The sequence below is a fragment of the Bacillus cereus genome (assembly GCF_002564555.1).
Taxonomy (GTDB): Bacteria; Bacillota; Bacilli; order Bacillales; family Bacillaceae_G; genus Bacillus_A; species Bacillus_A cereus_K.
The window spans coordinates 61,511-71,075 of the sequence record NZ_NUVD01000096.1; the positions used below are offsets into that span (position 1 = coordinate 61,511).

Here is a 9,565-nt window from a genome sequence, read left to right on the forward strand (position 1 = left end):
ATAAATGATTCAGTATATGTTGCAAGATGGTGTACATTATTTGAAAATCGATGGGATTCAGCATTGGTGTAAAGTTATGGGGACCGCTCATAATACAGTTCCTCTCGTTATTGTACATGGAGGACCGGGTGGTAATCATTATGTATTCGAAAGAACACTTGGATTGAGGTTAGAAGATTATATAACAGTAGTTTATTACGAACAAAGAGGATGCGGACGAAGTGAGGCACCACAAGATGACGATGATTATTCAATACATACTCTAGTGGAAGATTTAGAGGAATTAAGAAAGCAATTAAATGTAGAGAAGGTAAATTTGTTAGGCTATTCTTTTGGCGGACAACTTTGTTTAGAATATGCTTTGAAATATTCAGGAGCAGTTGAGAAAATGGTATTACAAGCACCATCGTTAGATGATTTTGATGAAATGTATAATGTACAGATAGATGGGTTTCTACAAGTGACAGAAGGAAAAATGAATGAACAAGTCTCAATAATAAGTAGGTCAGAAGTTCCTTTAAAAGAAAAATATAATCAAGTTTGGAGTATTGTTGATACAGAAACTGTAGATCGACTATTATTTAAAAATGAAGCATTTGCAAAGTTAAATCGAAGTCTGTGGGAGGAAAGTCAGTTAAATAATACAGGGAAGATGAGTAAAGTTATTTTTGAAACAAAATCAGCGTTACCGCTTATTGAGCGCATTAAAGATTTAGAAATTGATACGTGTGTCATAGTCGGGGCGCATGACTATAACACGGGTGTGGTAATAAGTAATAGAATAAAGGGACAAATGAAAAATAGTAAACTTGTTATATTTGAAAATAGTGCACATTTTCCAAATATCGAAGAGACGGATAAAGTATGTGAAACGATAATAGAGTTTTTGGAAAGATAGGGCGGATATTAAGGTCAAACCAAGTTAATAGAGTTGAACCTTTTATTAAGGAACTATAAGGAGTACCGCCAGCATTTTGGCCTCACGCTAAGAGCATGCGAAATTTTATACAGTTTTTCGGCCAATCCAATAACAAACAAGAACCCTAAAACCGCGCCAGGATAGGAATGTATAAAAAAATGCATAGACCCATAGAAAAAAAGAGGTTCCTTTGTGAGAGTAGGGGTTCCGCTTTGTCCTTGCTAGCGATAATGAGACGTTATGTTAACCGAGCATGTATACAATATACAACCAAAGTCAAACAACACATCACTTATTTTAAATGGTAAAATAGGGAAAAAGGAGTTTCTAAATAATGCCTTTAGAAACCACTATTTATTACATAGAAGTTGCCGAAAAAAGAGATGAAAGAAAAAAGTAAGGGAGGGGCATAAATGAAATATATTAATGGATTATACATATCACTTATATTGATGATGTTTATTAATTTACTTAATACTACAATATTTGATAATGAATATTCAGGGATAACAATGTATATTTCTTCCGTTATATTCATAATTGGGAGCGCATTTTTCGGAAGTGCAAAACAGCTTAAAAATAGTGAGAAAAAATAAAACAAAAAAGTGATACCTATTTATCTTCTTGCAACTAAGTCCTCCAATTAAACGAACTAGAGGACTTTTAATAGTCTTCTAAATATATTAAATCCCTATAATGAGTACGCTTCTTGCCTGTACTACCTTCACATCTGTAGCATTTGCAGCAGAAAAGCCAGTCGATCAACCCAAATGGAAGGAATGGCTAAATGGACATGCAAAAAGATTAAATGAACCCACTTCCCAAACAACAGAAGATTTATCTTTTCTAAAAGAGGCCGTACAGGACAAGCGTATTGTTGTACTTGACGAAAGTACGCATGGTGCTAAGGAAATGAATCAATCCAAAATACGTATGATTAAGTACTTACATGAAGAAATGGGATATGATGTAATTGCATTTGAATCAGGATTTGCAGAAGCAAGTACGGTTCAACAAAATTTTGATAACTTAACCGCTACTGAAGCGATGAAACAATCTTTAGAAGGTGTATGGCAAACAGAGGAAGTTGAACAATTGTTTACCTATATGAAAGAACAAAAAGAAAAAGGAAAGCCACTAACATTAGCTGGTTTTGATATGAATTTGTTTTATAGATCTTCATTCCACTCGTATGCGAAAGACTGGTTGCAAAAACTAAGTCCTGAAGTGGCATCTGAATTTGATGCAGCAGTAACAGAGTTGATTAAACTGGATAAGTATTACAATGGTTATGACGGTACATATCCCTATGATCAATATAAAATAGAAATACAACCTGTTATCAACAAGTTTGAAAATGTGAGAACTTTTATTCAGAATCATAAAGCTGAATTGACTCAAGTTGCACCTCACCCTACGTATGATGTGAATTTCCTTGAGAAATCAATCAATATACGGATTGATGCGATTAAAACACATCTAGATGCTTATATGAAATTTAGAGGTGGCATCTTCTCTACTAATGTTAGAGACTACGCTGATTATATCCGAGATCAAAAAATGGCTCAAAACCTAGCATGGCTCACTGAAATGCAATATAAAAACAAAAAAATTATTGTATGGGGACATAATTATCATATTCGGAAACAAAATTCGAAAATGATATTAGACTATACGAAGTTGCAGCAATACAATTTGGTAGGCCCTAATATGATGGATTATCTTCCGCAGCGTATTAAAAATCAAATGTACACAATTGGACTGTTTGCGTATAGTGGGAGCAGCTGGAACTCTGAAATTGACGAAATTGTTCCTGTACATACCGAACATGAAGAACAAAGTGTAGAAAAAATAATTAGCACCGTTGGAAGTCCAAATGTCTTTGTAAACTTAAAAGGAGAAAGTAATCGACCAGAAACGTCATGGATGTTTACCCCAACTGCAGCAAGTTACTGGGGGGACAAAAAGCGAGAAGAAATCATGATTCCTATCGAACAATATGATGGCATTTTATGGTTAGAAAAGACTTCGCCTTCTGTTCTTAAATAAAAGAGAGCGTCCTTACATGTTAAGGATGCTCTTTTTCTTGTCATGATTGTACGTAAACAACATTCGATTGGATTCATTCCCTATAGAAAATACTAACAATCAAACAATATATTCATTTTTTATATAACCTTAAAGCCTTAATTTGATTACGTTAAGATTGTTAGTTCAAGTTCGGGGTCAGTAGCTAATCTTGGAAATAAGGTTGTATTTGCATGTATTGCCAACAATGCAAGAAGATGCAGTTAACAAAATAAAAGAGATTTTGTAGGGAATGTGACCAATTCTGTGACCACTGGCTCTATAGAGTATGAAAGTAAATAATAAAAACCGTATCAAACGTTAATTTGACACGGTTTCTACAACTATGTCCCCGGAGAGGCTCGAATTCACGACCTCCACAGGTGTGGCTTTTGAGTTGGTACTCTCAAGGGAGATATTGTAAATGATTATTAACTAATAGATTCACTGAGACAGCAAACTAACAAGGTGTACTATTCAGACAAAATTTGTGAGCTAGTATTCGACAAAAGTAGGAGACTAAAATAGGTGCCGTCTCAGGTGGTATTGATAGGGAAAAAATTGGTAATAAATAGAATGACTATTTATGAAAACTAAGAGGAGGAATATAAAATGTTTAAGTGGTTTAAGACGTGGGTTAACTGGCACGATACTCTAGATCAGGCAGCTATTGAGTTTTATATCGGTGACGATAGAGTCGTTCTCATAGGTGCTGATGCAATGAACTTTGTAGCTAACTTTAATAAGAAATACAAAACTCTATATGTTGAAAATAAATTAACTGGAACTAATATACGATTTAGCGTGTCTCATGTAAGTAGTTACAAGAGAACAACTTATAAAGTATCAAATATCTTATGGAAGTAGTAATGAACAAGTGGTTTGCTGGCTCGGTCGCCTTGTTAGTTGTAGCTATAGGGAGTTCGTTCTTCCTGTGGAGTGATGTACCTAAAAAGAAGTAAGCGAGGTGCAATCTCTAACCAATTAGAGTAACTGTCAGGTGATACTAAATAGTAAAACCCCCACCTCGATGGGATAACTTTTCAGTACATCAACATAGGAACTTTAAAGTTCTATCTGAGAAGGTGAAACCTCCTTGGATCATACCCTGTTAGGTACTACTCCAATTGTGCTACCTCATCAAACCTATACCCAACAGTGATTGCATAAGTATTGCTGAATAGAAATAGCTTAGTAGAAACACTTACAGGGTTACAACCTGTATATTACCTGTTCGAATATTCACCTTTATACGCTAACTTATACAGTAACACCTATACGGTATTTTATGCATCAGATACTTGTGAGATAGACTATGTAGTTATACCAATGTATCCCAGCTCCTTAGATACCCTCTACTTACTATCAATTAGTTTACATAATTAATAGTATCAGTAGTAACCAAATCCCAGAAAGTCATTCATATCAATAGTTTTCTAGCTTTCCATTCCCTCCTTTGTATGCAATATTTCATATATTCCTGTCACAACAGCATTGGGCAGTTCAAACCGTTCTCGTAGCCTGCATGAAATCCTGCATATTCTTAGCGTATAAAATCCGCGTTTTGCGGTCAGTACCCCATGCCCATCAACTTAAGAATTTTATAGCGCCCTCAAAACGAAAAAAAACGAGTTGAATTCACATAAATAACTGCAGAAAAATTAAAATTTTTGTTTAGGGGGTACTTCAAGACCTTAGCTTGATGGGCATGGGGTAGCACCACACATCCATCAACTTAAAAGACTATTCTTGAAGTTGAAATCACGTTGCTATTTTCTCATGTTATTGAGAATAGCAACGTGATTTTTATGAAATATGTACCAAAAACTTTATAGTAATAATTCGCATGTTACCTCTCTAGTTAGTAGGATATTTTTTCTTAATATATGCATACTAAACATATCATAAAAGGTACATAGAAAGTGAGGGAATCATGGCTAAATTTTTGAAGCGTTTAAAATATAGAGACAATCCTAAGTCATTTTTAATACGAGACAATACTCATTTTCAGAAAAAAAATATTGAGGACTCCCTCTTAGGCGCTGATTTATCGAAAAACATAGCTGATATTCAGAATATATTCCGTCAAGCACCTGATTTAGTAATTCGTCGGTTTCAAATGAAAGTAGATGGATTAGAAGCAGCTTTAGTATATTTGTCTGGATTAACAGATAAAGAATTGATTCAAAATCATGTTCTAAGTCCTTTGATGAATAGTGATTTTGATACCAATAAAGAACTTCCAATTCCATTAGGACAAATTAAAATTATTGATACGTGGAGTCAGATTGAAAATGCTATTTTTGGAGGAGATAGTGTTTTATTAATCCACAGTCGAACAACAGCACATCAATTGGATACGAAAGGATGGCCACAAAGAAATGTTGAAGATGCTCATAACGAAATAGCTCTAAAAGGTGCGCATCAAGGATTTACAGAAATCGGAAGTCAAAATATCGCAATGATTCGAAGGTATATTCCTCATCGTGAATTAATGGTAAAAGAAATAGTGATTGGTGTACGAAGTAAAACGAGGATTTCTATTTTATATTTGAAAGATGTAGTTTTTGAAGATGTGCTGAAGGAATTAGAAACACGGATTCAAAAAATTACAGTCGACGCTGTTGCTAGTACTGGCGAACTTATAGAATTTATTGAAGATCACCCTTACTCACCGTTTCCGCAATTTATATTAACTGAAAGACCTGATTTGGCTGTATCTCACATTTTACAGGGCAGATTTGTAACTGTAATGGATCATTCACCTAATGTGTTAATTACGCCAACAAATTTTATTTCCTTTTTTCAAGGAGTCGATGATTACGGTACAAGGTGGTTAGTTGCTTCGTCTATTCGGGTGCTTCGTTTTATCGCCTTTATGATTGCTTTATTTTTGCCTGCGAGTTATGTTGCGTTTATTTCTTTTAATTTTGAAGTTATTCCTGTAGAGCTATATTTATCTATTGCAGAATCAAGAACGCGAGTACCCTTTTCTCCAGTTATGGAAGCATTGCTTATGGAAATAACATTGGAAACGATGAGAGAAGGGGCTTTACGGATACCTACTCCGATTGGTCAGACAGTTGGTATTGTAGGTGGTATTGTCATTGGACAGGCGGCTGTTCAAGCGGGAATTGTAAGCAACATTATGATTATTGTTGTTGCTGTTACCGCCATCTCTTCCTTTGTTATCCCTAATTATGATATGGGAGCGGCAGTAAGACTTTTACGCTTTCCGATGATGCTTGCAGCTGCCTTATTTGGAATTGTTGGAATTGTTATCGGATGGATGACTTTAATTGGACATCTAATCAGTCTTGAATCGCTAGGTACTCCTTACGGAACGCCATTAGCACCATTTCGCTTTGCGGATATGAAAGATACTTTCATACGCCTACCTTTATGGGCATTAAAAAAGCGTTCTAAAGGTACCAGAGCCATTCAATCTATTCGACAAGGAAAGAATCAAAATAAAAGGTGAAACTATGAAAAAGTATGCCTATAATGACATTACGCTTATACAGTACATTTTTTTAATTAATGGAATGCAGGTGGGCACTGGCGTTTTATCGCTTCCACGTTTGCTTGCAGAAAAAGCTGGAACGGATGGATGGATAGCTATAATGATTGGCTGGATATTCTCCACAATATCAGGTGTTTTTATGGTGAAAACTGCTGCTAGATATCCCGAGGACACGATTTATGACATTCTTATACGATTATTTGGAAAAATAGTAGGCAAAGCATTCGTTGTTATTTACATGATGTACTTCGCTTTTTATTCTTGTAGCGTTCTTGTGAACGCTATGCTCTATCTTAAAGGATGGCTTCTTCCAAAAACACCTGACTATGTCGTTATCTTTTTATTTTCGATTCCTACCTTCCTTGTTGCTCGTAACGGTCCACGTATTTTAGGGCGATACTCCGAACTTATTTTTTATATGTTTCTTTGGATTCCGTTATTTTTTTTGATCCCTCTTAAAGGGAACGGAAGTTGGATGCCATTTTTCCCACTTTTAAAAGAAGGGTGGAAACCTGTATTCATGGCTGTACCGACCACTATTTTTGCTTATTTAGGGTTTGATATTGCCTTCTTTTTATATCCCTTTTTACAAAAAAAACAGTATGCAGTCCATGGAATGGTTATTGCAAACACTTTAACGATGTTATTTTATTTATTTGCTACTATTGTTTGCTTTGCCTATTTTAGCCCTGAGAGCATTACGCAATATAATCAACCGGTACTAAATTTACTGAAAGTAATTGAATTTCGTTTTTTAGAACGTTTTGACATGATTTTATTGGCCCTTTACTTACCCGTTGTATCCACAGCATGGATTCCCGCTATATATTGCGCTGTATTTTGTTCAAGCCAATTAATTAGAAAACAAGATCACAGCTCGCATGTAGTTGTTCTCTTATTGTTCATTATCGGCCTCATATTTTGGACTCATCCTAGTTGGAATGAAGCCGAAACTTGGCAACAGACATTATCGAATGCTGGTTTGGGATTAACCTATATATCACCTATCGTTTTATGGCTGTATTGCTGTCTATATGAGAAGTTTCGTCAGGGGAGGATACATTGAAAAGAAAAGTACTATGTTGTATTTTGTTATCGGTGTTCATGATGACTGGATGCTTTGATCAAAGAAATGTTGAAGACGTTTCTCTAACTCTTGTTCTTGGTATCGATTTAGATCGTAATAATAATTTATTAGTGTATATGTCAAGCCCTGTTTTCAATAAAGAAGCAAAGGTAAAAGAAGAAATTACTGGCGTGAAATCTGTTACGATTCGAAATTCGAGAGACAAATTTGATGCTACTGTTATGGCGCTTACCTCAGGAAGTAAAACGCAGGTTATTTTAGTTGGAAAACGGCTACTGAAACAAAAAAACTGGATGAAATACCTCGATCCATTTTATCGAGATCCTAAAAATACAGTTACTGCAAGGGTTGTCGCTGTAGATGGACCTGTTTCGGACGTCATCTTCCATAGCCCAAAAGATAAGCCGCGGCTTCCTTTATATTTAACAAAACTAGTTGATACCGCCGCTTTAAGAAACATCACAGTAAAAACAACTCTTCAAGAACTACATGAACAAAAAGCAGATAAAGGGTTAACAGCAAATATTACTGAGATGAAAAAAAAGAATAAAATATGGGTGACAGGTACAGCTTTATTGGATAAAAAGGGAAGGTATAAATTAACACTAAAACCTGAGGAAAACAAACTATTACGCATTTTGCAACAAGGAACTACAGGGGATTTTTCATTTACAATGCCAATTAAAATAAAGGCGGACAGCCAAGATAAAGATTGGATAAGTTTTACTGCCTATAGTATTAAAGTAAAGACAAAGACAAGACATGATAATCATTTTATATTTAATGTAGATGTAAAGATGAGTATCGGTATTACAGAACGGCTTTTTTCGTTTAATACAAGAAAGGACGCAGCAAAATTACAAAAGGCGATTGAAACTAAGCTGGAAGCTGATTTCAAGCAATTAATAAAAAAAATACAAACTGCACAAATCGACCCTATTGGTCTTGGAGGATATGCAAGAACTTACACATATCCAGAATGGAAAAAAGTCCAAAATAAATGGAATAATGAATTAGCAAAGGGAGATGTAAACGTTAAGGTAAATGTGAAAGTTGGTGCAATGGGAACGATTAAGTAACATGAGTTCAACTGGAATTCGTACTAAAATTGCAAGTACCTTCTATTTTAGTACGGGAAATGCCTTTAATAGGGGTTCCGCCTCACATCGCTATCAAGTTAAAAATCTGTTGTTCCCCAAAACGATAAAAATAAACTTCGGTACCATAAAAACACAAAATCTCCATTTAGGGGGTACTTTAAAATCTTAGCTTGATGGGTATGGGTCAGTACCCCATAAAGAAAAGACACTCATATATGAGTGTCTTTTCCGATAGTTTTTTTAGCAGAAGCAAGAAGCTCCAACTATGATTAATAGAATAAATAATACAACTAATAAAGCAAAGCCGCCGCCACAACTACTGCAACTACCACCAAAGCCCATTTTAATCTCTCCTTTGAGTAGGAGGGGAAAATTAAGGTCACTCATGTATTTTAATGGATTCACTTTACTTTATGTTTTTACGCATTAATTGAGCAGGTCCTCTTGAAAATAAAGAAAAGACACCCTAAGGTGCCTTCCTCCGACTTGAACCACTTTAATTTCAATAATATGTATTGGACTCCCATCCAAATATTATTTTACCATGTTAAGTAATATTGGTCATTGAGAAAAAAGAAAAAGCCCTATATAGGGGTATCAACACGCGACCAGCCAGCACTCACACCCAAAAACAGGAGGGAATGATAAAATGTAGTTTAAGGAGGGGGAAGAATGAAAAATGTGCATAGATGGTTAAATTATTTTGGTTTTATATGTGTGTGCATGTCTAGCTTCGGCTTTTTTTCACCAAAATACTTGGGGGTATTTCAAAATCTCAAGTTGATGGGTATGTGACGGTGCCTCATGCTCACCAAGCTAGTTAGTGTATGTTAAGTAAACCTTATGGAGTTGTATATCTCATCCATCCA

The 9,565-nt window shown here is 35.3% G+C and carries 8 protein-coding genes; 7 read left to right on the forward strand and 1 reads right to left on the reverse strand.

The annotated features are described in order from the left end of the window. Positions 1 to 4: 4 nt before the first annotated feature. The 7 genes from COI75_RS22185 (at position 5) to COI75_RS22220 (ending at position 8,675) form a co-directional block, all read left to right on the forward strand. The gene (locus tag COI75_RS22185; RefSeq protein WP_000617155.1) at positions 5 to 898 is read left to right on the forward strand and encodes an alpha/beta fold hydrolase; all 894 of its coding nucleotides are present in this window, start codon (positions 5 to 7) and stop codon (positions 896 to 898) included. 434 nt (positions 899 to 1,332) lie between these two features. Then, positions 1,333 to 1,515 carry a hypothetical protein gene (locus tag COI75_RS22190; RefSeq protein ID WP_000875169.1) on the forward strand — a complete coding sequence of 61 codons (183 nt, stop codon included), beginning with the start codon at positions 1,333 to 1,335 and terminating at the stop codon, positions 1,513 to 1,515. 100 nt (positions 1,516 to 1,615) lie between these two features. Continuing rightward, positions 1,616 to 2,968 carry an erythromycin esterase family protein gene (locus tag COI75_RS22195; protein WP_000105693.1) on the forward strand — a complete coding sequence of 451 codons (1,353 nt, stop codon included), beginning with the start codon at positions 1,616 to 1,618 and terminating at the stop codon, positions 2,966 to 2,968. A 630-nt stretch (positions 2,969 to 3,598) separates the two neighbouring features. Continuing rightward, positions 3,599 to 3,853, forward strand: coding sequence for a hypothetical protein (locus tag COI75_RS22200; RefSeq protein ID WP_000477565.1), 255 nt, complete (start codon positions 3,599 to 3,601; stop codon positions 3,851 to 3,853). A 1,066-nt stretch (positions 3,854 to 4,919) separates the two neighbouring features. Beyond that, entirely contained in the window at positions 4,920 to 6,467 is a 1,548-nt protein-coding gene (locus COI75_RS22210; protein WP_001051397.1) for a spore germination protein, read from the forward strand. 4 nt (positions 6,468 to 6,471) lie between these two features. Further along, positions 6,472 to 7,575: a GerAB/ArcD/ProY family transporter gene (locus COI75_RS22215; protein ID WP_000759647.1), complete on the forward strand. Its 1,104-nt coding sequence runs from the start codon at positions 6,472 to 6,474 to the stop codon at positions 7,573 to 7,575. Continuing rightward, positions 7,572 to 8,675 (forward strand): Ger(x)C family spore germination protein, encoded by a 1,104-nt coding sequence (locus tag COI75_RS22220; protein WP_000824423.1) that lies wholly within the window; start codon positions 7,572 to 7,574, stop codon positions 8,673 to 8,675. The genes COI75_RS22215 and COI75_RS22220 overlap by 4 nt, the downstream gene beginning before the upstream one ends. A gap of 261 nt (positions 8,676 to 8,936) precedes the next feature. Here COI75_RS22220 and COI75_RS22225 read toward each other — a convergent pair whose 3' ends face one another. Beyond that, positions 8,937 to 9,038 (reverse strand): YjcZ family sporulation protein, encoded by a 102-nt coding sequence (locus COI75_RS22225; protein WP_000505688.1) that lies wholly within the window; start codon positions 9,036 to 9,038, stop codon positions 8,937 to 8,939. Between the last annotated feature and the right edge of the window lie 527 nt (positions 9,039 to 9,565).

Bases quoted from the DNA above. Each gene is read 5' to 3' on its own strand.
- COI75_RS22215 (WP_000759647.1), top strand. From the start codon at position 6,472: ATGAAAAAGTATGCCTATAATGACATTACGCTTATACAGTACATTTTT.
- COI75_RS22225 (WP_000505688.1), bottom strand. From the start codon at position 9,038: ATGGGCTTTGGTGGTAGTTGCAGTAGTTGTGGCGGCGGCTTTGCTTTA.
- COI75_RS22190 (WP_000875169.1), top strand. From the start codon at position 1,333: ATGAAATATATTAATGGATTATACATATCACTTATATTGATGATGTTT.
- COI75_RS22200 (WP_000477565.1), top strand. From the start codon at position 3,599: ATGTTTAAGTGGTTTAAGACGTGGGTTAACTGGCACGATACTCTAGAT.
- COI75_RS22210 (WP_001051397.1), top strand. From the start codon at position 4,920: ATGGCTAAATTTTTGAAGCGTTTAAAATATAGAGACAATCCTAAGTCA.
- COI75_RS22195 (WP_000105693.1), top strand. From the start codon at position 1,616: ATGAGTACGCTTCTTGCCTGTACTACCTTCACATCTGTAGCATTTGCA.
- COI75_RS22185 (WP_000617155.1), top strand. From the start codon at position 5: ATGATTCAGTATATGTTGCAAGATGGTGTACATTATTTGAAAATCGAT.